The organism is Tenacibaculum sp. Bg11-29, assembly GCF_002836595.1.
In the GTDB taxonomy this organism is placed as follows: Bacteria; Bacteroidota; Bacteroidia; order Flavobacteriales; family Flavobacteriaceae; genus Polaribacter.
Genome location: NZ_PJBB01000003.1, coordinates 3,937,501 through 3,958,796 on the forward strand (window position 1 = coordinate 3,937,501; position 21,296 = coordinate 3,958,796).

General features: G+C 29.7%; 28 protein-coding genes (1 of these 28 running past the window's edge). 3 read left to right on the forward strand and 25 right to left on the reverse strand.

The features are described 5' to 3' along the window. From CXF68_RS17670 to CXF68_RS17735, 14 genes are all read right to left on the reverse strand, one after another. A protein-coding gene (locus CXF68_RS17670; protein ID WP_101047587.1) for a DUF4294 domain-containing protein crosses the window boundary here: on the reverse strand, positions 1-300 show its start. It extends 438 nt beyond the left edge of the window; the window shows 300 of its 738 coding nt (coding positions 1-300); the start codon lies at positions 298-300; its stop codon lies off the left edge, out of view. Between the two features lie 98 nt (positions 301-398). Then, on the reverse strand, positions 399-1,652 hold the full coding sequence (locus CXF68_RS17675; protein ID WP_101046422.1) for an aminotransferase class I/II-fold pyridoxal phosphate-dependent enzyme: 1,254 nt from the start codon (positions 1,650-1,652) through the stop codon (positions 399-401). A gap of 151 nt (positions 1,653-1,803) precedes the next feature. Continuing rightward, on the reverse strand, positions 1,804-4,008 hold the full coding sequence (locus CXF68_RS17680; RefSeq protein ID WP_101046423.1) for a xanthine dehydrogenase family protein molybdopterin-binding subunit: 2,205 nt from the start codon (positions 4,006-4,008) through the stop codon (positions 1,804-1,806). Positions 4,009-4,019: 11 nt separating this feature from the next. Further along, on the reverse strand, positions 4,020-4,481 hold the full coding sequence (locus CXF68_RS17685) for a (2Fe-2S)-binding protein (RefSeq protein WP_101046424.1): 462 nt from the start codon (positions 4,479-4,481) through the stop codon (positions 4,020-4,022). Positions 4,482-4,558: 77 nt separating this feature from the next. Then, positions 4,559-5,032 carry a hypothetical protein gene (locus tag CXF68_RS17690; protein ID WP_101046425.1) on the reverse strand — a complete coding sequence of 158 codons (474 nt, stop codon included), beginning with the start codon at positions 5,030-5,032 and terminating at the stop codon, positions 4,559-4,561. Positions 5,033-5,111: 79 nt separating this feature from the next. Further along, a complete protein-coding gene (gene fabV, locus CXF68_RS17695; RefSeq protein WP_101046426.1) occupies positions 5,112-6,299 on the reverse strand; it encodes an enoyl-ACP reductase FabV in 1,188 nt (395 codons plus the stop codon). After that, positions 6,296-6,688 (reverse strand): glyoxalase, encoded by a 393-nt coding sequence (locus CXF68_RS17700; RefSeq protein ID WP_101046427.1) that lies wholly within the window; start codon positions 6,686-6,688, stop codon positions 6,296-6,298. The genes fabV and CXF68_RS17700 overlap by 4 nt, the downstream gene beginning before the upstream one ends. Then, a complete protein-coding gene (locus tag CXF68_RS17705; protein WP_101046428.1) occupies positions 6,681-7,628 on the reverse strand; it encodes a phosphoribosylaminoimidazolesuccinocarboxamide synthase in 948 nt (315 codons plus the stop codon). Before CXF68_RS17705 ends, CXF68_RS17700 begins: the two co-directional genes overlap by 8 nt. A gap of 617 nt (positions 7,629-8,245) precedes the next feature. Next, positions 8,246-9,823, reverse strand: a complete 1,578-nt coding sequence (locus CXF68_RS17710; protein ID WP_101046429.1) for a zincin-like metallopeptidase domain-containing protein — start codon at positions 9,821-9,823, stop codon at positions 8,246-8,248. A gap of 50 nt (positions 9,824-9,873) precedes the next feature. Continuing rightward, complete coding sequence (locus CXF68_RS17715) at positions 9,874-10,083, reverse strand: hypothetical protein (RefSeq protein WP_101046430.1); 210 nt, start codon at positions 10,081-10,083, stop codon at positions 9,874-9,876. A 288-nt stretch (positions 10,084-10,371) separates the two neighbouring features. Continuing rightward, positions 10,372-10,677, reverse strand: coding sequence for a hypothetical protein (locus CXF68_RS17720; protein WP_232771681.1), 306 nt, complete (start codon positions 10,675-10,677; stop codon positions 10,372-10,374). Between the two features lie 75 nt (positions 10,678-10,752). Beyond that, positions 10,753-10,956: a hypothetical protein gene (locus CXF68_RS17725; RefSeq protein WP_101046432.1), complete on the reverse strand. Its 204-nt coding sequence runs from the start codon at positions 10,954-10,956 to the stop codon at positions 10,753-10,755. Positions 10,957-11,124: 168 nt separating this feature from the next. Then, a complete protein-coding gene (locus CXF68_RS17730) occupies positions 11,125-11,745 on the reverse strand; it encodes a hypothetical protein (protein ID WP_101046433.1) in 621 nt (206 codons plus the stop codon). Between the two features lie 42 nt (positions 11,746-11,787). Next, a complete protein-coding gene (locus CXF68_RS17735; RefSeq protein ID WP_198553849.1) occupies positions 11,788-12,321 on the reverse strand; it encodes a hypothetical protein in 534 nt (177 codons plus the stop codon). A 273-nt stretch (positions 12,322-12,594) separates the two neighbouring features. Here CXF68_RS17735 and CXF68_RS21130 point away from each other — a divergent pair, with 273 nt between their 5' ends. Further along, a complete protein-coding gene (locus tag CXF68_RS21130; protein WP_255398698.1) occupies positions 12,595-12,729 on the forward strand; it encodes a hypothetical protein in 135 nt (44 codons plus the stop codon). A gap of 277 nt (positions 12,730-13,006) precedes the next feature. Here CXF68_RS21130 and CXF68_RS17740 read toward each other — a convergent pair whose 3' ends face one another. From CXF68_RS17740 to CXF68_RS20705, 5 genes are all read right to left on the reverse strand, one after another. Further along, the gene (locus tag CXF68_RS17740) at positions 13,007-13,567 is read right to left on the reverse strand and encodes a hypothetical protein (RefSeq protein WP_101046435.1); all 561 of its coding nucleotides are present in this window, start codon (positions 13,565-13,567) and stop codon (positions 13,007-13,009) included. A gap of 194 nt (positions 13,568-13,761) precedes the next feature. Further along, positions 13,762-14,172, reverse strand: a complete 411-nt coding sequence (locus tag CXF68_RS17745) for a hypothetical protein (protein ID WP_101046436.1) — start codon at positions 14,170-14,172, stop codon at positions 13,762-13,764. Positions 14,173-14,334: 162 nt separating this feature from the next. Further along, the gene (locus CXF68_RS17750; RefSeq protein WP_101046437.1) at positions 14,335-14,877 is read right to left on the reverse strand and encodes a hypothetical protein; all 543 of its coding nucleotides are present in this window, start codon (positions 14,875-14,877) and stop codon (positions 14,335-14,337) included. Between the two features lie 19 nt (positions 14,878-14,896). Beyond that, positions 14,897-15,190: a hypothetical protein gene (locus CXF68_RS17755; protein ID WP_101046438.1), complete on the reverse strand. Its 294-nt coding sequence runs from the start codon at positions 15,188-15,190 to the stop codon at positions 14,897-14,899. Positions 15,191-15,340: 150 nt separating this feature from the next. Further along, positions 15,341-15,514: a hypothetical protein gene (locus CXF68_RS20705; RefSeq protein ID WP_157821993.1), complete on the reverse strand. Its 174-nt coding sequence runs from the start codon at positions 15,512-15,514 to the stop codon at positions 15,341-15,343. Positions 15,515-16,071: 557 nt separating this feature from the next. Here CXF68_RS20705 and CXF68_RS20710 point away from each other — a divergent pair. Beyond that, positions 16,072-16,233: a hypothetical protein gene (locus CXF68_RS20710; RefSeq protein WP_157821994.1), complete on the forward strand. Its 162-nt coding sequence runs from the start codon at positions 16,072-16,074 to the stop codon at positions 16,231-16,233. Between the two features lie 67 nt (positions 16,234-16,300). On the opposite strand, the gene CXF68_RS17760 is transcribed toward CXF68_RS20710, so the two are convergent. Both CXF68_RS17760 and CXF68_RS17765 read right to left on the reverse strand, forming a co-directional pair. Then, positions 16,301-16,591 carry a DUF483 domain-containing protein gene (locus CXF68_RS17760; RefSeq protein WP_101046439.1) on the reverse strand — a complete coding sequence of 97 codons (291 nt, stop codon included), beginning with the start codon at positions 16,589-16,591 and terminating at the stop codon, positions 16,301-16,303. 15 nt (positions 16,592-16,606) lie between these two features. Beyond that, positions 16,607-17,008 (reverse strand): hypothetical protein, encoded by a 402-nt coding sequence (locus tag CXF68_RS17765; protein ID WP_198553782.1) that lies wholly within the window; start codon positions 17,006-17,008, stop codon positions 16,607-16,609. 62 nt (positions 17,009-17,070) lie between these two features. Between CXF68_RS17765 and CXF68_RS17770 the strand changes: the two genes are divergently transcribed. After that, positions 17,071-17,268, forward strand: a complete 198-nt coding sequence (locus tag CXF68_RS17770; RefSeq protein ID WP_157821995.1) for a hypothetical protein — start codon at positions 17,071-17,073, stop codon at positions 17,266-17,268. 223 nt (positions 17,269-17,491) lie between these two features. Here CXF68_RS17770 and CXF68_RS17775 read toward each other — a convergent pair whose 3' ends face one another. The 4 genes from CXF68_RS17775 to CXF68_RS17790 all read right to left on the reverse strand — a co-directional run bounded on the left by CXF68_RS17775 (position 17,492) and on the right by CXF68_RS17790 (position 21,097). Then, positions 17,492-18,079: a hypothetical protein gene (locus CXF68_RS17775; RefSeq protein WP_101046441.1), complete on the reverse strand. Its 588-nt coding sequence runs from the start codon at positions 18,077-18,079 to the stop codon at positions 17,492-17,494. A gap of 439 nt (positions 18,080-18,518) precedes the next feature. Next, on the reverse strand, positions 18,519-19,298 hold the full coding sequence (locus CXF68_RS17780) for a hypothetical protein (RefSeq protein ID WP_157821996.1): 780 nt from the start codon (positions 19,296-19,298) through the stop codon (positions 18,519-18,521). Positions 19,299-19,384: 86 nt separating this feature from the next. Next, complete coding sequence (locus CXF68_RS17785; RefSeq protein WP_101046443.1) at positions 19,385-20,272, reverse strand: hypothetical protein; 888 nt, start codon at positions 20,270-20,272, stop codon at positions 19,385-19,387. Between the two features lie 162 nt (positions 20,273-20,434). Beyond that, the gene (locus CXF68_RS17790; RefSeq protein ID WP_101046444.1) at positions 20,435-21,097 is read right to left on the reverse strand and encodes a DUF4145 domain-containing protein; all 663 of its coding nucleotides are present in this window, start codon (positions 21,095-21,097) and stop codon (positions 20,435-20,437) included. Positions 21,098-21,296: the final 199 nt, after the last annotated feature.

Below are 21,296 nucleotides of genomic sequence, written 5' to 3' on the forward strand. Positions count from 1 at the left end.
TTTCTTCTTTGACTTTATTCTTAATAAATGAGTATTTACGCTATCTATTCTTTTTGCTGCTAACACAGCATACGGGTAAGATTTAAAAACTTTACGTCGTAACCAAAAATAGTAATGTATATCTGACTTATCCTTATATTTAAGTTTTGGTAAAATGGTTATTTCATTAAGAGCAATCATTAAACTGTCTCCATCTTTTATTAAATGATAGTCCTCACTAAAGTTAGGTAATGTATCTTTTATTTGTCCTATTGAAATGGCACTAAAGAATAGTATGTATATTATAAAATATTTTTTCATTTTTTTTGGTAAAAAGTCTATCAAATCTATTGGTTTCTTTTTAAAACAAAAAAACTCATGAAATATTTCATGAGTTTTTTATTTTAATCTTCAAATTGTTATTGAGCCATAATTGTTTCGGCTATTTCCTTATATGTTCCATTTTCTAACTTTTGTCTTATTGCCGAAAATGCTACAATTGTTTCATCTACATCTTCCTGTGTATGCCTTGCTGTCGGAATTAGTCTTAAAATAATTAATCCTTTAGGAATTACTGGATACACAACTATTGAACAGAAAACTGCATGATTTTCACGTAAATCTTGAACCATTGCCATTGCTTCAGGAATCTCTCCTTTTAAGAATACTGGAGTTATACATGTTTGTGTTGTTCCTAAATCAAAACCTGCATTTCGTAAACCTGATTGTAAAGCATTTGTTATTTCCCATAGGTTTTCTTTTAACTCAGGCATTGTACGCATCATATCCAAACGCTTTAATGCTCCTTTTACCATTGGCATTGGTAATGATTTCGCAAACATTTGAGATCTCATATTGTATTGTAAATACTGAACTACATCTTTATCTCCTGCAAAAAAAGCACCGATACCTGCCATTGATTTTGCAAATGTAGCAAAATACACATCTATACCGTCTTGAACTCCTTGTTCAAAACCAGTTCCTTTACCTCCTTCTCCTAGTGTACCAAAACCATGGGCATCGTCAACTAAGATTCTAAAATTATATTTTTCTTTTAATGCTATGATTTCTTTTAATCTCCCTTGTTCTCCTCTCATACCGAAGACTCCTTCTGAAACTAATAGAATTCCTCCTCCAGTCTTTTCAGCGATTCTTGCCGCTCTCTTTAAATTCTTCTCACAACTTTCGATATCGTTATGTCTATATACGAAACGTTTACCAGCATGTAAACGGACTCCGTCAATAATACATGCATGTGTATCCATATCATAAACAATAACATCTTCTTTATTAACTAGCGCATCAATCGCAGAAACCATTCCTTGATATCCGAAATTCACTAGATAAGCTGCTTCTTTATCAACAAATTCAGCACATTCTTCCTCTAATTGCTCATGATAACTTGTGTGCCCAGACATCATACGAGCTCCCATTGGGTATGCTAAACCGTCTGTTGCAGCAGATTCTCCATCTACTTTTAAGACTTCTGGGTGATTTGCTAATCCTAAATAATCATTAATACTCCAAGTAACTACTTCTTTTCCATTAAAAGACATTCTGTTAGATATTGGCCCTTCTAATTTAGGGAATACAAAGTATCCCTCTGCTTTATCTGCCCATTTTCCTAATGGTCCTTTATCATCTTTAATTCTTTCAAATAAATCTTTAGTCATTGTTACTTTTTGTAATTTTAATATGTTGCGAAATTAATGCTTTTTTAATAGATTTTCAAAATTGAGAACCACTTCATTGTTTATAAATAAAAAAGATGTTTATATAAGCATCTTTTTTATTTATATTTTCACAAATTTACCTGTTAACGTCCTAGGTTAACTCATTGATAAATGGCTGTTTATACAAACGTTTCCCCATAGCTTTGTATATTGCATTAGCTACAGCTCCTCCTGCTGGCGGTAAACCAGGTTCCCCTAATCCTGTTGGTGATAGTTCGTTTTTCACAAAATGCACCTCTACTTGTGGTGTTTCATTGATTCTGATTAAACGATATGCATCGAAATTTTTATTAGATGGTTTTCCGTTATCAAAAGTTAAGTTACCATACATCGCGTGTCCTATCCCATCAATAACCCCTCCCTGAACTTGATTAATTGCTCCTGTTGGATTTACTACGATTCCACAATCTACGGCCGCTACAATTTTCCTTATTATTGGTAAACCTTCTTTTAAAACAACTTCTGCTATTTCTGCCACATGGGTATTATGGCTATAGTAGGCTGAAAAACCTTGATAGACTCCTTCTTCTACTTTTCCCCAACCTCCTTTTTCTACAGCTAATTTTATCGTATCTTCCATTCGTTTTCCTGAATATTGAATGGACTTATCTTCTGTTTGTTTTACATTTTGCAATAAATCAATTCTTAATTGCACTGCATCAATGCTCAACTCTTCCGCTAACTCGTCAAGAAAACTTTCTTCGGCATATCCTAAAAAATTTGTGTAAGGAGCTCTCCAAGCTCCTGTAGTAATATTACTCTTTATACTTTTGGTTGATACTTTATAATTAGGTATGCATCCTGCTGGAAAAAAGTGTGCTTGTCCTGCGTACATGTTTTGATCTACAGCTGCTTCCTTTAAGTGGTATCCTGTTATTTTTTTATCTTTTATTGATGCTGCTATTCTATATTTTATTGCTGGTCGATATATTCCTGTAGTCATATCGTCTTCTCTTGTTGAAACCACTTTTACTGGTTTTTTAATTGCTTCTGATATTTCGGCTGCTTCATAAACAAAGTCACCATATAATCGGCGACCAAACCCACCTCCCATTCTTGTCATATTCACCTGAATTTGGTTAATATCTCGTTCTAACAAATCTGCAACAACAATTGCAGCGTATTCTGGGGTTTGTACTGGACCTACTAAGTGAACTTTTTCTGGGGTTACATTTGCAAAAAAGTTCATCGGTTCTAAGCAATTATGAGGCAAAAAAGGTGAGTGATAGGTTCTCTCAATTATTTTATCAGCTTCTTTAAATGCTTTTTCTACATCTCCATCTTCTCTACGGGTATCGAATTCTTTTGCGTCTAAAATTTTAGTAAGCTCCTGATTATGATCATCTGTACTTTCTAATTCTTTTTTTTCTGATTCCCAAACCGCTTTTATTGCTTTTTTTCCTTTTATAGCTGCCCATGTATTTTCTGCTACTACAACTACTTTATCTGTTTTTGATAATTTAAAAGTCCAATCAAATTTACCTGCATCTATATATTTTCTTGCTTTTTCACCAATAGTAATAACCTTTATTACTCCTTTCACCTTTTTTGCTTCAGATGCGTCGAATGATTTTAAGGTTTGTCCGAATGCTGGTGGCCGCAATACAGTGGCGTATAACATACCTGGCTCTTTATAATCCAATCCGAATAATGGTTTACCCGTTATTATTTTTTCTAAATCAACATTAGTTGCATTTTTACCTATAATATTAAATTCTGAAGGCTTTTTTAATGCTACTTTTTCTGGAATTTCTAATGTTGCTGCTATTTTAACAACTTCTCCATATCCTAAAGTTTCTCCTTTAGCGTTAGTTATAATTCCTTTTGATGCTTTACATGTTATTGGATCTACTTTCCATTTGGATGCAGCGGCGTTTATCAACATTTGTTTGGTTGTTGCCCCTGTTTGTCGCAATGCTTGCCACCCTCTACGTATTGATTGGCTTCCGCCTGCCAATTGTCGTTTATAGTTTTTAGTATCTAGTAACGCTTGTGCAACATGTACTTTACTCCATTCAATATCTAATTCTTCTGCAATAATCATTGGCATAGAGGTTTTTACTCCTTGGCCTATTTCAGGATTTGGTGAATATATGGTTACATATCCTTCTTCTGAAATTTTAATAAATGCATTAAAATCGTTGTAGTTTAAGTTTTCTAGATCTATTGATGGTACTACATTGGGTTTACATGCGGTAAACAAGTTAAACCCTATCATGATTCCTCCACTTGCTAATGCTGATGTTTTTAAAAAATTTCTTCTGCTAAACGTAAAATTATTTTCTGTTGTGCTCATAGTTCAATTTTTTAAGACATTTTTTCAGCTGCTATCCCTACTGCTTTTTCTATTCGATTATAGGAAGCACATCTACATAGATTTCCTTGCATAGCTTCACGAATCTCTTCTGTTGATGGCTTTGAGTTTTGCTTTAAAAACGAAGCTGCTGTCATTATTTGCCCAGCTTGACAGTATCCACATTGCGGAACGTCTACTTCTTTCCAGGCTTCCTGTAATGGATGATCACCATTTTCTGACAATCCTTCTATTGTTGTAATCTCTTCACTATCTAACATCGCTACTTTTAATTGACAGCTTCTCATTGCGATTCCATTTACATGAACTGTACAAGCACCACATTCTGATATTCCACAACCAAACTTAGTTCCAACTAGATTAAGTTCATCTCGTAAAACCCATAATAAAGGAGTGTCTTCATCTGCAGAAAAAGACATAGATTTTCCGTTAATTTTTAAAGTATAATTTAACATTTTTGTAGTTTTTGTTTTTGCTGGATTAAGCTACGAAAAAATTAAATAACTTTTCTTAAAGAAAACTTAAATGGTAATTATTCTAATTTATCTAATTCTAAGCGATAATCATATTGCAAATCTTCATGTAGTGTAATTAGTATTTTTTCTATTAATTTTACTTGAGTAACTAATATGTTTTGCAATCGTGGACTTTTTTTAATTGAGGGTTTGAAATTTTTTAACTTCAAACAAAAATATAAGAGCAGTTCTACTTCTGTTTCTTTTTTCTTTGAGAAACGAATATATTTTTTAGTGCTTGTTAATATTTTACGTACACTTTTTCTTATAAAAAAATAGCTTTTGGTACTAATTCCTTCAAATAAAGTATCTATCTCATTTTTTACTCCCAAGATGTAACTCTCTTCATCATGTGATTCAAACAACAAATAGGTTAATAATTCTTTATTTTCTTTTTTGAATCGAGCTAATTTTAAACATAATTCTAATAATTCATTAGTGTTCTTATGCTTTAGTTCGTCTTTTAATATTTTAACGGTAGCTGTTTTCATACTTTAATTTAAAAATTAAATATAACTAAAAAACCTCATAGACTTTATATCTATGAGGTTTTCAATTTATTTTTTTGATTTACTGAATACTTGGTATTTTAACAAACTCGTTTACATCTGCTTTATAGTCTACTCCATCAACTTTAAATCCAAATAGCTTAAAAAATTCATTACTATATCCTTCTAAGTCACCTATTTCAGCTAAACTCTCAGTATCTGCTTTTTTCCACAATTCAGAAATTTCAGCTTGTACATCTTCTCTCATTTCCAAATCGTCAATTCGAATTCTTCCTTTAGCATCTAAATCTAAATCTCCTCCAAATAAACGCTCACTATATAAACGTTGAATTTGCTCAATACAACCTTCGTGAATTCCTTTTTCTTTCATTATTTTATATAATAAAGAAATATATAACGGAATTACTGGTATTGCAGAACTAGCTTGTGTTACCAATGCTTTATTCACCGAAACATATGCTTTTCCTCCAATTGATTTTAAATCTTCAGTAATTTTAAAAGCTGTTGCTTCTAAATCATCTTTAGCGGCACCAATTGTTCCGTTTCTGTATACGGGTCTTGTTACTTCAGGGCCTATATAAGAATAAGCCACTGCGGTAGCTCCTTTAGATAATAAGTTTTCCGATTGTAAAGCGTCCATCCACATTTTCCAATCTTCTCCTCCCATAACTGTTACTGTATTAGCAACATCTTCTCCTTCGGCAGGTTTTATAGATATCTCTGATACTTTTCCTGTATGAAAATCTACTGTTTTATTTGTAAAAATCTCTCCTATTGGTTTTAAAACCGACTTAAAGCGTTTACCTGATTCTGGATGTGTTCTTACTGGTGATGCTAAACTATAAATTACTAAGTCTACCTGACCTAAGTCTTCTTTAATTAGCTTAACAACTTGTTCTTTTATTTCGTTTGAAAATGCGTCTCCGTTTATACTTTTTGCGTATAACCCTGCTTTTTCAGCTTCTTGTTCAAAAGCTGCTGTGTTATAAAAACCTGGCGATCCTGGTTTGCCTTCTGCTGCTGGCTTATCAAAAAAAACACCAATTGTTGATGCATCTGATCCGAAAGCACTTGAAATTCTTGATGCTAATCCAAAACCTGTTGATGAACCTATTACTAATACTTTTTTAGCTCCTTCAATTTTCCCTTTAGATTGTACGTATGCTATTTGATCTTTTACATTTTGTTCACATCCTGTTGGGTGAGATGTTAAACAAATAAACCCTCTAGTTCTTGGTTCTATTATCATTTATTGTTTGTTTTAAAATCTTTAATTTCTAATTGACTATCTTTAATTCGTTGGCCAATCATCATTAAAATTCTTTTATTAATATCAGCATTGTTATCTTTATAAAATTCAAATTCACTAACAGTAAACTGACCTATAATTAAACCTAAAAACTGATTTTTTAAATTTATATTTTTTTTAGTGATGTTATTCACCGCTTTATTAAATTTTTCTTTTTCTACATTTAAAATATCCACTTTTTGCTTATTGCAGAAAAAAATGAAGAACTGTAAAAGTAAATCGTGCTGTAATTTTAAAATTGGACGCACAGTTTTATTCTGAAAATCTTCAATAGGAATTTCAGATGATAAATTTAAGACTGGTCGAATACTTAATTTTTTACTATCCATTTAAGAAATTTACAACATTTTCGTTTATACGACTTAATACATTTTCTGTATTTGCTTTTATAAATTTTTCTCCTGTTATTTGCTCGTACAACTCAATATATCTATTTGATATTTCAATAACTTTTTCGTCTGACATTTCAGGGATTTGTTGCCCTTCTTTTCCTTGGAAATCATTTTCAATTAACCATTGACGCACAAACTCTTTTGACAATTGTTTTTGAGTTTCTCCTTTTTCTTGACGGACTGCATACCCTTCTTCATAAAAATAACGAGAAGAATCTGGTGTATGAATTTCATCAATTAAAACAATTTTTCCGTCTTTTGTTTTTCCGAATTCATATTTAGTATCTACTAAAATAAGTCCGCGAGATGCAGCTATTTCAGTTCCTCTTTGAAATAAGGTTCTTGTATAATTTTCTAGAATGATATAATCTTCTTCAGAAACTACATTTTTAGAAAGGATTTCTTCACGAGTAATATCCTCATCATGATCACCATTTTCAGCTTTTGTTGAAGGTGTAATTATTGGTGTAGGAAACTTATCGTTTTCTTTCATTCCTTCAGCCATTCTTACTCCACATAAAACTCTTTTACCTGCTTTATATTCACGTGCTGCATGACCAGACATATAACCTCGAATTACCATTTCGACCTTAAAAGGTTCGCATAAATGCCCTATTGCAACGTTTTCATCTGGAGTTGCATGTAACCAATTCGGAACAACATCAGCTGTGTCATTCATCATTTTGGTTGCAATTTGATTTAATATTTGCCCTTTAAAAGGTATTTGACGCGGTAAAACTACATCGAAGGCTGATAATCTGTCAGAAGCTATCATTACTAATAACTCATCATTTATATTATAGACTTCTCTTACTTTACCTTTATAAACTGACTTTTGTTTTGGAAATAGAAAGTTAGTCTCGTTAATTGTATTCATTATATCTTTGTTGTGTTGTTAATTGCAAAAATATGTTTTTTATTCTTCTTTTTCGCACTACTCAGTCTCTATACTTTTATAAGCTTTAATGATACTTTTTATCAATCGATGACGAACTACATCGTTATCATTACACATTCAAAAACACCCATTAAACAAGAGATTTTAAAGAAATAATTTAACTTTGGTTCATTATTGGTTCATTAAAAACGATTTTGCAAGTCAATAATATACAAACTTCGAATAAAAAAAGCTTCAAAATATAATTATCTGCTTATTATTTTTATTTTTTTTCCTTCTTAGTTAACAAATTTTGGTCGTATGGGCTATACTTTAATTCAGATAAATATGTGTGACTATTTATACTATAGTATAAATTAGTTTGTTGCAGTTTTGTTGCAACAAAAGCGAATTATTGTTGCAGCACGCTTACAACACTGCAACACCAATAAACACAGTACTTTTAAAAAATATTATAGAAAATTAAACACCCTGTTGCAACAAGCAACAACAAAATTGCAACAAAACTACAACAGAATTTAAAGTTGTTGCAACAAAAAACCCACTCAAAAACTGAGTGGGTTTTTTATCATAAAAAATAAATAGTGTAGTAGAATTTATAAATCTATAACGATTTCTTTTTCGTCCTCTTCTTCACCGAAATACTCTTTGTATTTCTTCGGATTTACTTTTCTTAAACCTTCTTCCCAAACAACATACTCACCTACTCCATAACGTCCTTGGTTATGCATCACAAAACTATCAACAGTTATTAGTGCATCTGGTAAATGCGTCCATCCTTGGTCTCCTTTAAAATTTCCAGACTTCGTTACTTCAAAAATTAAAATGAACGAAATATTAGGAAACTTCTTTATAAAGCGATCTTCAAACTCGTGAGGTTTCATACCTGTTCTATGAATGTACGTATTTATCATATCGATAAAAACAAAATCATAATCGCCACTAGCACATAATTTTTCAAGGTCTTTTATTTCTCTTGCTTCAGAAAGAAAAGCATTCTCTTTTTCATGTAACCCTGATAACTTCCATAAGTCTTGCGTACTTTTATTTATTCCCTGGTCTGCAAAATTATAAAGTATACTTCCAAAATTAGTCAAGTAATTTGCCAGTTTTGTTGCTCCTGCTGTTTTACCATTTTTAGGTTTCCCCCAAATTGCTAATTTCATTGTTTTTGCAGGTTCCTGCATAAAACTAGCCCACTCCCCTGTAAAAGGCAACGTATCAAAAGTCATATTATTAATATCTGAAGTAGACAAAACGTTTTTGTGTTGCTTTGTTGTTCCTCTTTTAGATTCATGCAACACTTGTTGCGGTTTTGTTGATTCTTGTTGCGGTTTTGTTGCAACGTTGTTGTTTTGTTGCAACAAAGGTGTTTTGTTTTCGGCAACAACTTCAGGAAGCACTGTATTTACAGGGGCTTGTACAGTTCCTTCTTTAAATTCTTCTTGTTGCAGTTTTGTTGCAATTTTGCTGCTACTTGTTGCAATAAGTAATTCTTGCTTTGGTGGTAACCTAAGAATCATTTCTTTAATTGGTGGTAAATCAAGAATTATTTCGGGTGCGTTCATTCCCACAACTTCTTTTTGTCTTGTAACTTTCTTTTTGACTGTTTTTAATAATCCATGTAAATACTTTGGAACGCCATTTTCATCGCGTTGCAAAATAAAGTCCGTTGCCTTTTGCGCTTGTGAGCTTGCTCTAAATAATAATTTATTATCGTCTTTTAAGTATTTTAAAGCACTTTCCCAATTCTTTATATATTCTGCATGGTTAGAATTATTACGCCACATAATACCCGCTTCTGCACTTAAAAAAATAGCACCAAATTCTGCCACTAATTCTTCTTTTGCATAAGCTGCATTTCCAAAACTTGCACCAGGTACAATACGATCTAATCTTTTTTTATGGCCTGTACTATGAATAAACTCATGAAACAACGTTCTATAGTAATCTTCCTTAGTATCAAAGTCATTCAGCTTAGGCATTTGCACAAAGTCCTTCGTAGGGGTGTAATAGGCATTATCTCCACCATGTCTTAACGGTGGATTTGGTTTTGGATACGCTTTTACAATTGCTTCAGCTGTTGTAATTTTCTCTTTAGCTGTTTTGGCAAATTCTTTTCGGTACTCATCTAATTTAAAATCTATTCCTTCAATATCTGACCCGTTAAACACACAGTAGTATCTTAATAAAGGGACTGTCGATTTATAAATAAAGGAACTTCCTAAATCCCATCAATTTCTGCTACAAATTTTTTAAATTCTCTTGGTGTTATTGTTTTTAATCGTTTCGCTTCTCCTAATGGTATATTCCTAGATTCTGAAATTATTCTATTAATAGTATTACGGAAAAATCGACTAGAAAGTTTCCAATAATGATTTGCTAATTCCTTTTTTGTCCCCATTAATTTCGGGTAGTTTATTTGAGACTCCATTGTTTAATTATTTGTTGCAGTTAAGTTGATTTTCTGTTGCTCTTTTGTTGTAACCTTGTTGCTGTTTTGTTTATTTACTTATCTAAAACCTTTATTAATACTAGGTTTATCTGTTACCTAAAGCATTTACGCACTGTTGCAACAAAAGTTAATTTTGTTGCAACAGTATTACCTTTTTTTATTGCTTAGGTCTGCATTAATTTTTATATTTGACGCTGTCGGAGTCTCATTTCGACATTTCTTTTTCATAGCAATTTTCCCACCTCTCTAAGAAGTGGGTTTTTTATTTTATAGCTTTTCAAAGGTTAAATAATGCGTGATTTTAACGTATGCAAGCATTTTAAAGATTATACCCACTGACGGATCAAATATTTTATTGTCTGTTTTTAAAACAAAATGACCACTACCATTAGGATAACAGACTCTTACAATACTATTATTAGTAACTTCTTTAAATGCTAAGTTTTTACCACTTATTAGTCTTGTTTTGTAACCATTTCGGTTTAAGAAATTTTGCAAATCTGACTCAATACTCGTTAGCCAATCTTTACCCAAATATTTACATATTTTGTCAATGGATTTTCCTGTAATCATCGAAAGACATGTTTGTCCACACTTTTGTGAATGATATGGCTGCTCTATGAAATTAATCTTATTCATTACTACTGTTTAAATGATTTTTTTCTTTTTAAGAATTATCGCTAAATGAAATAATGTTTTAGCTTTATATTCTTTTTTCATTAGCTTCAATCTTTTTTCAATGATTGAAAGACTACAGGGCGTAACTCCTTTTTCCTTTAAATGATTTGAAACATCTTTTTGAGTCATTCCCAATGACAGTAACTTTACTATTTGTTGATTTATATCATCCATTATTCTATTGTTATTTTAATATTTGTTACTTAAATTCTAGACATAAAAAAACAACACCTTGTGAGTATTGTTCTGTGGTAAGTAATATTCTTTTTGCTAACGTTTCTTGTATGGTGCGTTTACATCCCGAAGGGTGTATATGCATTATACAAATTGTTGTATACAGTTTTACCTTTTAGCCTTATTTCCAAAATCATCCATCAATTTTTGTAACTCAAGGGTTTTTTTATTAGTTCTCGTTAGTATGTGTATTGTTGTCATTTTACCTCTAATATTTACATAGTAACTGTTCTGAATACCAATAGTATCTGACTTTTCATCAGTGAAAATGAAATTTAAATATTTTCCGAAATTCTCACCAAATGTAGCATTGAAATATTCACTTAAAATACATTTAATTTCTGAATTTTGCTTTTGTTCTTTTTTAATTTCTTCTAATAAGCAAAAATCATAAAGTGAATTTTCATTCTCGAGATTCGGCATTTTTAGTGTATCTGAATCTACAAATCCGAATGCCTTATTAAAAGGGTCCTCTTTTTCAATAAACCCAATAGAATATTCACCGTGAATTTGTTCAAAAGTTTTTTGACTTTTAATTATTTTTTTAAAATCATCTTTTGAAAAAACATAATCATAATTTGTATTCACAGATACTTTTTTCTCAAATACTATTGAATCATTTTTAGAATGTTTTACATTGATGTCTTTCCATTTGTTTTTTTTGCTATTTGTACAAGAAGAAACAAAAAAGCATAATATTAAAAATTTAAGGATGGATAATATTTTCATTTTTTTTAATTGTATACAACTTGTTTATATAAGTATCTCTAATTAAATTTCATCTATTCTTTTAGTTATTTTATCTATCTCTATTTTGAATTTATCTTTTATAATTATAGATATAAAAATTATTTTATTGTCTTTTAAAATATTAAAGTTATAACCAAAACTAATTGAATCATTTACAATAATTTCATAGACTTGGTATTCTTTATACGGTAATTTAAACCTATTATTTCTTTCATATCTAAAATTAGGTGTAGTAACCTCTCCATATTTATGACCAACTATATAAGCCAAAAAATAAATTTCCATTTCGTCAATATTAGAAAATGGGTAAACATAATAACTACTAGCAAATGAACCTATAAGTTTATTTTTTTTCCATAGTTCTGATTCGTATTTGTATGTAATTTCTTCAGATTTTTTATCAACAACCTTTTCAAATTTATTGTTTTTAATTTCAATATTAACTAAAAGCTGTTCTGCTAAAATATCTTTCTCAAAAAAAATTTTCGTTTTATCTGATTCTTGAAAATTAACTTTTTGTTTAGTATTATTACAACTAATAAAAAATAACAACATCAAATAAAAAAATCGATTTACATTTAACTGCATCTATTATCAAATAATTTATATTAAAATGTAAATGTATAAAACAATATAATTTATAATTCTTTTTTCTTACCACAATTATGTCAATGAACTTTTTTCAGTTTTAATGGCTCTGAAAACCTACACTATTTATATTATTTGTTAATTTTAGTTAAGTAAGGTTCAGCCTTACTTTTTTTACGGTTTTTTATCATCAATTTTATTTTATACTATTTAGATTTGAGAAACTTTAAAACTCAAATTATGTTAAAGAACATTTCAAACTTAGGTTCAGTATTAAATAAAACTGAACAACAATTAATTAATGGTGGTAATATACATTGCTGTATGTTGTTAGTTAACAACTGCTGCGATCCTAAAATCCCAACTGATGATTGATTTATAAGCGAACTTCGGTTCGCTTTTCTTTTGTCAATATTCTTCATTCTACTGTTATTTTAATATTTGTTACTTAAATTTTAGACATAAAAAAACAACACCTTGTGAGTGTTGTTCTGTGGTAAGTTATATTCTTTTTGCTAACGGTTGGTGTATGGTTTGTTGCGTATTTAAATGTACTCATTTTTGGTTAAACGACTAACTTCACAAAGAATTACTTACCTTTGGTTTAGCAATTTATAGCAATAAACTATACACTGTGTTAGGCAATGTTTTCTTATTCATATTCTCGTAATTCAAATGATAAGTTTGAAAAATTATCTCGAAATGCATTTATTCCCGCCTCTAATTCTAATCTGATTTGAGAACTACTAACAATTTCTCCTCTAACACCAGTATGAGTGCTTGGAGTGTTATAAAAAATGACGGAATTATTAATGTCAATGGAGGTGTCAAGAGTTCCTAGGTACTTCCCCTGTGATTCCCTTATCCAGCTAATATCCAATCCCAATGTGTTTTCCAAAATTGCAGATGTTGGATTAGTTGCACCTGATTGACTAATTAATGATACATATCTATTAAACCCTAGATTTGCATTTTGTCCATTGCAAATAAATTTAGTGTTGTCAACTTCTGTTAGTTCAAGTTGATTATTGGAGTTCAAATCAATACCACTTTGAATTTGAAAACCACCATTGGAACAATTTCCACCAGGTTGCTCGATTAGAGTGACAATTAAACTGTTTAATCCATCAATACCATCCGTCCCATCATCTCCACTACAACTTATAATTAGTGTTATTAATAATACTAAAAATATTTTAGTTACTTTTCTCATAATAATTGAATATGTTTTTAATGTTGCCTAACGGTCTCGTATAAGAATAGTTGCGGGTTTGTGTGCGAGGATTTTCCGAAGGAAAATCAGACGTAGCAAACACGCAACTACCTTTGATTAAGCACTAAACCGCAATTGTTTTTATACATTGTTGTGCTTAGTGTTTTTATTTTTTATAATCAATTCAGTCAGTTTTAGAGTTGAATTGTCGTATTCGTTTTTAACAATTCCAAAATTTTTATTCGGTCAGTAATATTATCATAAAAAATCCAATCTGATATTGTTCCAGTCGACTTTTTGAATCGTTTTTCCAATGCTGTTGAGTTTCTGTTAATCAAAGCATCGTTATCCAAATTATTCAGAATTTCCACAATTAATTTTTCCGCATATTCATCATCAATTTCCGTCCAGTTTTCGATTTCTGGTGTTGATATTAATTCAACAAAACTTACCAAGTCAGAACTTCTCCAATAGTTTTTCAAAAAGTCTACGTCTATTTTTAAAGACGATAATTCATTAATGTTTTCTACTGTCTTTTCAGCGGATTCTGTTCCGTTTTCAAATCTGATAATTAGTTCTTTTATTTTACTTTTCAGTTCTTCCATTATCAGTTTTTTCACATTAAGCACAACGTTGTTGTGTAAGATTAGTTGCGTGTTTTAAGCAGTGAATTTAGTAAATAAAACACGAACCAAGAAAGTCCGTTTGGACTTTCGTAAATTGGCTAAAACCAGCAATTAATTTTACACGGTGTTGGCAAATCGTTTTTATTCTGTTTTTATTTTTTCCCACTTTCCTTTTCTAAAATACATATTATGAAACTTTTTAGATTTAAAAACTAAATAAAAATTCCACCAACTTTTTCGATAAGTTGTCGGATTAGTTTCAGTAATATGGTGATTAGGTTCATTCATTTTCAGAACGAGTCTTTCAGAACTATATGGTTTTACAGTTGATATTGTTCCTTTATTTATTGAAATTATTTTTTCGTTTTCCATTGTATAAAGAAAAATAGAATCGTTTTCAGTTATTTCCATTTTAAAATGGTTGTATTGCCAATCAGCTTGTTTTCCTTTGAAAAAGTTTCGGTCGATTGTATATTCTCCATAATAATCGTCCTTTTCAAGAAAACTTGTATCAGGAAATAAGCTCGCAATTAAGGATAGTCCAATCAGACAAAAAATTGGTATCCAAATACAACCAATTGCTTTAAAAAACCCTTCTTTTTTACTGAATGCTCCCAATAAAAAAAGTATTAAAGTTAAAGGAAGAATTATGAAAATCATTCCAAGATTAAATCCAAATCCCATTTAGTTTATATTCATTTTTTTATTCGGAAAACACATAAAATTCATCTAAAAATTCTCCAGAAATATTTAAGTGATATTCGTAAAATCCAATTTTATTTTTTTCAAAAATATTAACCTTTCCAATAATAACTATTCTGCCATTAAAATCATTAGGTATTTTAATCTCAATTCCGCTAAATTCATATTTTAATTTATCTGTTTCTCGATTATCAATTGTAGGATTATTTTTAATTAATTCACCGAGAAAATGGAATGTTTTCTCTTTGACTTTTAAGGTATTTATTATTTCAAATATTTGATTTTTCGCTTTCATTAAATGTTTACCAACGGGCTTGTATATGGAAATTTGCGGGTTTGTGTGCGAGGATTTTCCGAAGGAAAATCAGAAGCTAGCAAACAAAGCAATTAACTTTGGTTAAGCTAAAAATAGCAATTTTTTATATACGGTGTTACCATTAGTTTTTTATATTTTATAATAACCTCCGTCTTTCCATAATCTAGTTCCTAGAAAATTTCCGCAAAAGTCGTATCGTTTTATTGGGCTTAGTTTTTCCACATTTTTACCGTGACTAAAAATCCAAATTTCATTTTCAACAATTTTTATCCGATTAAATTTTCTAGTATCAGAAGCGTCCATTGAGCTTATGAAAACTGATTTTTTTTCAAAAACCTAATTTCCACTTTGGTCAATAATTCGGTCAGTCACAATGACTTTTTTATGCCTTAAAGTCCAAAATAAAAACTTTCGTTTCTTTTCAGTCCGTTCAGTTTTCAGAGTCACGTTTTCAATTCCGCAATCATTTTTTTTAGTCAGATTTACGTTTTGAATTTCAGACGTTTTGATTTCGCTATTCAGATTAATGAATAAGAAAATTAAACTTAATGATGTTGTGAATATTGTTTTGATGACGGTCATTTTAAATTAATGGTAACTTGTTTATATAAGCACCTTTAGTACTTATAGACAAACCAAATGGAGGTATATGCGTACTAAAGGTGCTTAAAATTACATCTTTTTTTACTTACCACAATTATGTCAATGAACTTTTTTGCTTTTTAGTAGTGCTAATAACTACACTTATTTTATATTTTGTTAATTTTAGTTAAGTAAGGTTACCCCTTACTTTTTTTACGGTTTTTTCTTATTAATCTTATTTTTTACAACTTATATTTGAGAAATTAAAAACTCAAATTATGTTAAAGAACATTTCAAACTTAGGGACATCCTTAAACAAATCAGAACAACAATCTATCAATGGAGGAAATGGTCGCCCTTTACCTTGTAGTAATCTACCAAGCAGAATTAATGGATTTTGCTACCTCTGTGGTGTACTAATGGATAACAATAACTGTTAACATTAGTTTAAAAGCGAGCTTGTGTTCGCTTTTTTTTAAAATTTTGATTATCATTTATTCTACAGTATTAAGCGAATGGAAAAGGAATTTCCACTTCTCTATTTTTGATTAAACTTTCTATTTTTAATTTCCCTGTTGTAATTTCTTTTGCGTGTTTTTTACAAGGTATAAAACCACTAAACACACCATTTACACAAGCTGCTTTATATCTTCTTTTATCATCCTTTGTTGGATTACCTTTCATTAGTTGAGGAGGTTGCTCACAAAACTCTTTAATGCAACAATCAGGATAACCAAGTGCTTTACCGAAAGGTTCATTTTCTAAAGTCCATACTTTTATTAAATTTTCTTTATTCATAATTCTACTGTTATTTTAATATTCTAATATTTTTCTAATTTCATCATTAGAAAGATCTCTGTTTCTTTTGAATTGAAAACCTTGCCTCCCAATTGATAATATTTCACCAAGTCCAATACAAAAACAATATTCTTCACTAGCTCCCCATTCTTTCAAGCCAAGACTTATATGAATGCTATCAAATTCAATAACAAATTGAGGTCTTGTTTTAGAAAATCCGTTAGAAAATGTAATAGTGTCATAGTCTTTAAAGACTTGATAATCTATAGGTTCAATACAACCATTTTCATCAAAATTATTGAATAACCTTTTGAAATAATAAGGCTTTAAAGTCCTGTATTCTTCTTTCTTAAAACCGTTTAGAATCTTAAAAAACCATTCTTTTTTTAGATTAAGATGTAATGTTTTGTTTTTCATATTCTTTTAATTACTGTTTTGATGTTATTCTAAATTTATACATTTGCTTAAAAATAATTGTTATGAATCCATACATTGCAGGTGTTATTTTAATTGCTACTTTTTTTATAATTGAATACTTAGCTTATTATCTTTATTTATCTAAAACCCCGAAAAGAAAACTTTGGCAATCAAAAAATCAAGGTATGTTTTCTTTAAGTTTCCTTTTTTCTCTTAGTTCTTTATATACTTTCATTCAATGGCTATTAAAAGTTATTTAACTACTGTTATTTTAATATTTGTTACTTAAATTTTAGACATAAAAAAACAACACCTTGTGAGTGTTGTTCTGTGGTAAGTAATATTCTTTTTGCTAACGTGTTTGTGTATGATTTTTTGCGTTTATACAACACCTAATTTAGTAAATACAAACTAAGTAGAAAATCCTCGAGGATTTTCGTAAGTAGACAAGAACCAAGCAATTAATTATACACGGTGTTGCCATTAGTTTTTATTCAGTTTGATTGTCAAAAATTCAATCGAATCTGTTTCAATTCCGCTTGAATAAATTGGAATCAGATTTTTGTTTTTAATCAGATATTTTTTGGCTCTTTTCCCCCATATTTTTTCCTTTACTTCCTCGTCTAAAAGAATAACATTGTCATTTATTTTGTAAATTCCTCTGTCAATAGTTGTCCATTCATAATCTCTCGTTCGTAACATATATTTTCCATTTTCGAATAATCTTAACTCATTTCCAAAAATGTCATTTGCGATAAATTCGGATTCTTTATCAAAAAAATCTTTTGGAAACCAAAATGAACTAATTGCTATAAAAGTAGAAGTTAAGAGTAAAGTCAAAATAATTTTTGCTTCTTTAATTTCATTTTTTTTCTGAATCTTTTTCCCTTGTTTAACAGAAGTGTAAATAAACACTGTAACTCCAAAAACTAAAAAGAACAAATATTTAAATAAGTCAACTAATCCACCAAAAGAACCTTCAGTTCTTAATTCAGAATTTAGAATTAAAAAAAGAATAATTCCGATAGGAATAAATGCTTTAAATATTGGTTTGTAGTTCGTTTCTCTCAAATTAATGGCAACTTGTTTATATAAGCACCTTTAGTACTTATATACAAACCAAATGGAGGTATATGCGTACTAAAGGTGCTTAAAATTACATCTTTTTTTACTTACCACAATTATGTCAATGAACTTTTTTGCTTTTTAGTAGTGCTAATAACTACTGTTATTTTAATATTTGTTACTTAAATTTTAGACATAAAAAAACAACACCTTATGAGTGTTGTTCTTTGGTAAGTAATATTCTTTTTGCTAACGTTTTAGCTATTGTTAGTACGGGATTTAAAAGTAGTAAACTTTCGGTTATTACTTAGCCTATTTTTTTTATTTTGTTTTTCCTTTTTCAATATTAAAGCCAAATCAAAAGATTTGGCGGACTTTATTAATATCCACAGAACTTTGATTTAGCACAATTGCTCTATGTTTTTTATACCGTGTTATATGCTTTTTATCCAGTGTATATATCAGTTCCAATATATTGGTAATAGTTCTCGTATTTTATTATATATTCATTATAGTCCCAACCTTTGGAAGCTCTAATAATTGAAATTAAAGACTCTTTAAGAAACAATTCAAAATCGCCATTGTTTAATTCTTTCCAATAATTTGTGAATTCGTTAATTTCGTTTTTGTACTCTTCTAAAGTTAATGGTAAAAACTCTGCGGAAGACATGTCCCAAGCGTCATACTCTAACTTTTTAGAAAATGAATACCAAGCTTGTTCGAAAGATGTATTATTTAATATTTGTAATTTACCCTTTGTCAATTTTACATTTCCTATATCTTTTATTTCCATTTCAACGGAAAGGGCTTTTGGAGAATTCTTTTCAAGAAATGTACACATGGACTTTCTAGAAATCATCCTATCTTTAAATCGTTCATTAATGATGTTAAAATTTACTTCTTCAAAGAATTCTATGTTATTGTATGTGACTTTTAAACTATTCATTAACATGTCCTTTATTAAAAGGATAAATCCTTGATAAACAGCTTGAGCGTGTGTTTTAAAGTCAGTCAATATCCTCATTACGTAACCAAAGTTCAAATTGGATTCTATGGTAATCCTGAAAGTGTTTTCTTGAAATTTTGTCAAGAAAAAATTGTCATAATTTATGTTTCCTATATGTTGAATATTTCTATACCCAAAATAAGTAGTCAAACTTTTAATCAATTCATTAGGAATGATTTCAGCATCAATCTTAAATGTTAAAACATAACAATTCTCCATATTAATTTTATTGCATATAACGTTTAGTGTATGGTGCGTTTGCATCCCGAAGGGTGCAAATGAACTATACAAACTGTTACCTATAGTTATTTACTCTTTTTGTATAATTTTTTCAATTCAGATTTAAGACTTGAATATTTAAAATACTCTGGTTTAGTCATTATAGAATTTTGATATATTTCTACAGTTTCTTTCCTACCATTAATCTCTGATTCAGCGTTCATATGTGCTAAAATAATTTCATAAAGAAGTCCAATGTGTCTTTCATTAAACATTTCTTTTTTTCTATGTCCAATCCATTCAAAATCTTCGTATTGGAAATCTGAATAATAAAAATATTCCTTACCATTGAATTTGGGCATTCTTGATGCAAACTCAATTAATTTTTTATTATTCTTCACCATTTGAAGTACTTTAAACCTTGTGCCAAGAGCATCCATTAAATTTAAATATACAATAGCTTTTTCAGTATTAGATTTTAATCCATAATTATCAAGTTCAATATTATATTTACTCAAATCTGTTTTATTAAAAATTCTTGCAACAGCACCATAAAGTCTGAAATAATAATTATCTAAAAGCCATCTTTCGTCAATTTTTTTATTCACGAACTCTTTAGCAACTTCGATACTAATTCTCGGTTCGTTTTCCTTATCTGTCAAATTGTAATGAACTTCTCTTATTACATACCACATTACTAAATCATCATAATTCGGTCTGTTCAAATATTTTTCATCTAAAATCTCAATACTCTGTTTTGATCGAGTTTGAAGTACATCTATTATATTATTTAGTTTTTCGGTTCTAAATTTCTCTAAATCTTCAAAAGCAGACTTTTCAGTCAGCATTACATTTTTAGAGTAGTATTCTCCAATTTCAATTAGTTTATTTAAATCAGAATCACTTATTTCAATTTGGGAATATGTATAAATTGATGTGAAGATTAGTAAAATCAGACAATATATTTTTTTCATAGATTGATGTTTCTCTTAATTATAGGTAACGTTGTTGTATAAGAATAGTTGCGGGTTTGTATGCGAGGAGTTTCCGAAGGAAATTCAGACGTTACAAACACGCAACGACCTTTGATTAAGCACTAAACCGCAATTATTTTTATACGATGTTAGCACCAGTTTTTATTTTCCATCTCTTCTCTCAATTCCGTTTTTGGCTCCTTCAGGAACATTTTTTTCATAAAATTCCTGAATTTTTTTCGGCTGACTTATCAGTACTTCGCATATTATATTTACAAATCCGAACAAAGCGTGTGCAATGTCCTTTTTATCATTTAAATCAATTGTTCCAGGATGTACAGCATTATTTCCAACAACTCTAACACTATCTAAAGCTTGCTGCATAGTTTGAGGTAATCCTTTTTTTACCAAACTTGCAATATCATCATTAATATTTTTTCCCTTTTCTCCCAAATGGATACATAGCTTTTGTATTGCAAGTCTTAATAAAGCTGCTGCACCTCGAGGCGAAATATTAACAATATCTTTTGCTTCATTATAATCATTCTTTATGTCATCAGGTAAATCAACGTTTGCCATTTCAACATTTCCCGTCAATGGATAGACCATTTTTCCATTATGCCACAGTGAAAATAAATTACAATGTTTGCATTTTGCAACCATAGTATTTTCTAACGGATATGAACTTACTACATTCTTTCCATTTGGTTGATTTTGAATGTAATTTCCAACAACTCCTCTTGATGACCAAGTCTGTTCGGATAGAACACCACAATGTGGACAATGAAAGGACTTTTTATTTAATTCAGGTATAGTATATTTCATATTTCAGTGTTCTGTTCAAATTGGTGCTAACTTGTTTATATAAGTACCTTTAGTACTTATATACAAATCAAATGGAGGTATATGCGTACTAAAGGTGCTTAAAATTACATCTTTTTTTACTTACCACAATTATGTCAATGAACTTTTCAGTTTTTAGGACCTAAAAACCTACTATTTATTTATGTATTTAATCACTTAA

Coding starts and splice junctions, on each gene's coding strand:
- CXF68_RS17675 (WP_101046422.1), bottom strand. CDS start 1,652: ATGACTAAAGATTTATTTGAAAGAATTAAAGATGATAAAGGACCATTA.
- CXF68_RS17780 (WP_157821996.1), bottom strand. CDS start 19,298: ATGGAGAATTGTTATGTTTTAACATTTAAGATTGATGCTGAAATCATT.
- CXF68_RS20705 (WP_157821993.1), bottom strand. CDS start 15,514: ATGGACGCTTCTGATACTAGAAAATTTAATCGGATAAAAATTGTTGAA.
- fabV (WP_101046426.1), bottom strand. CDS start 6,299: ATGATAATAGAACCAAGAACTAGAGGGTTTATTTGTTTAACATCTCAC.
- CXF68_RS17740 (WP_101046435.1), bottom strand. CDS start 13,567: ATGAGAAAAGTAACTAAAATATTTTTAGTATTATTAATAACACTAATT.
- CXF68_RS17765 (WP_198553782.1), bottom strand. CDS start 17,008: ATGAAAAACAAAACATTACATCTTAATCTAAAAAAAGAATGGTTTTTT.
- CXF68_RS17720 (WP_232771681.1), bottom strand. CDS start 10,677: ATGATTACAGGAAAATCCATTGACAAAATATGTAAATATTTGGGTAAA.
- CXF68_RS20710 (WP_157821994.1), top strand. CDS start 16,072: ATGTTAAAGAACATTTCAAACTTAGGGACATCCTTAAACAAATCAGAA.
- CXF68_RS17770 (WP_157821995.1), top strand. CDS start 17,071: ATGAATCCATACATTGCAGGTGTTATTTTAATTGCTACTTTTTTTATA.
- CXF68_RS17750 (WP_101046437.1), bottom strand. CDS start 14,877: ATGGGATTTGGATTTAATCTTGGAATGATTTTCATAATTCTTCCTTTA.
- CXF68_RS17760 (WP_101046439.1), bottom strand. CDS start 16,591: ATGAATAAAGAAAATTTAATAAAAGTATGGACTTTAGAAAATGAACCT.
- CXF68_RS17700 (WP_101046427.1), bottom strand. CDS start 6,688: ATGGATAGTAAAAAATTAAGTATTCGACCAGTCTTAAATTTATCATCT.
- CXF68_RS17725 (WP_101046432.1), bottom strand. CDS start 10,956: ATGGATGATATAAATCAACAAATAGTAAAGTTACTGTCATTGGGAATG.
- CXF68_RS17790 (WP_101046444.1), bottom strand. CDS start 21,097: ATGAAATATACTATACCTGAATTAAATAAAAAGTCCTTTCATTGTCCA.
- CXF68_RS17735 (WP_198553849.1), bottom strand. CDS start 12,321: ATGTTGTTATTTTTTATTAGTTGTAATAATACTAAACAAAAAGTTAAT.
- CXF68_RS17755 (WP_101046438.1), bottom strand. CDS start 15,190: ATGAAAGCGAAAAATCAAATATTTGAAATAATAAATACCTTAAAAGTC.
- CXF68_RS17715 (WP_101046430.1), bottom strand. CDS start 10,083: ATGGAGTCTCAAATAAACTACCCGAAATTAATGGGGACAAAAAAGGAA.
- CXF68_RS17785 (WP_101046443.1), bottom strand. CDS start 20,272: ATGAAAAAAATATATTGTCTGATTTTACTAATCTTCACATCAATTTAT.
- CXF68_RS21130 (WP_255398698.1), top strand. CDS start 12,595: ATGTTAAAGAACATTTCAAACTTAGGTTCAGTATTAAATAAAACTGAA.
- CXF68_RS17705 (WP_101046428.1), bottom strand. CDS start 7,628: ATGAATACAATTAACGAGACTAACTTTCTATTTCCAAAACAAAAGTCA.
- CXF68_RS17730 (WP_101046433.1), bottom strand. CDS start 11,745: ATGAAAATATTATCCATCCTTAAATTTTTAATATTATGCTTTTTTGTT.
- CXF68_RS17745 (WP_101046436.1), bottom strand. CDS start 14,172: ATGGAAGAACTGAAAAGTAAAATAAAAGAACTAATTATCAGATTTGAA.
- CXF68_RS17680 (WP_101046423.1), bottom strand. CDS start 4,008: ATGAGCACAACAGAAAATAATTTTACGTTTAGCAGAAGAAATTTTTTA.
- CXF68_RS17685 (WP_101046424.1), bottom strand. CDS start 4,481: ATGTTAAATTATACTTTAAAAATTAACGGAAAATCTATGTCTTTTTCT.
- CXF68_RS17690 (WP_101046425.1), bottom strand. CDS start 5,032: ATGAAAACAGCTACCGTTAAAATATTAAAAGACGAACTAAAGCATAAG.